The sequence below is a fragment of the Streptomyces africanus genome (assembly GCF_002150735.1).
Classification (GTDB): Bacteria; Actinomycetota; Actinomycetes; order Streptomycetales; family Streptomycetaceae; genus Streptomyces; species Streptomyces africanus.
Genome location: NZ_MUKA01000504.1, coordinates 1,114 through 1,559 on the forward strand (window position 1 = coordinate 1,114; position 446 = coordinate 1,559).

Genomic DNA, 446 nt, shown 5'->3' on the forward strand with positions numbered 1-446 from the left:
GACGGACTGAGCCGTCACCGCAGTGCGGTCCCGAAGCGCACGTCGTACGGCGGTCCTCGGCCCGTCACCGCGAGCATCCACTCCCCCCGCGACCGCGACCTCGTCCCGCTGCGCCTTCAAACCCCCTCTTCGCCGCCTATTAGGGTGAACCGATGAGATTCAGAGCCGTGCTGCTCGTGCTGTTCCTGATCCCCCTGTTGTGGGGAGTGGTGTCGCTGCTGAGAGCCGGTTCGGCCTACGGCATCCCGGACTGCCCGGGGATCCAACTGGACGAGGTCGGCGAGGAGCACCCCGGCCCCTTCAGGCGCGGCAACACATGCCACCTCTACGACGACAACGACAGCAGCCACTCGATCGGCACGAGCACGTACGAGCAGCTGAAGGTCGCCCAGGAGGTCAAACGCCGGAGCCTTTACCGGCAGGGAGTGCTGTTCACGCTGTACGGG

Annotated in this window: 1 protein-coding gene; it reads left to right on the forward strand. The window is 66.6% G+C overall.

Going from position 1 to position 446, the window contains the following annotated elements:
* Nucleotides 1-152: 152 nt before the first annotated feature.
* Nucleotides 153-446, forward strand: a 294-nt coding sequence (locus CCL05_RS40845; RefSeq protein ID WP_208641729.1) for a hypothetical protein, incomplete at its 3' end; no start/stop codon positions are given.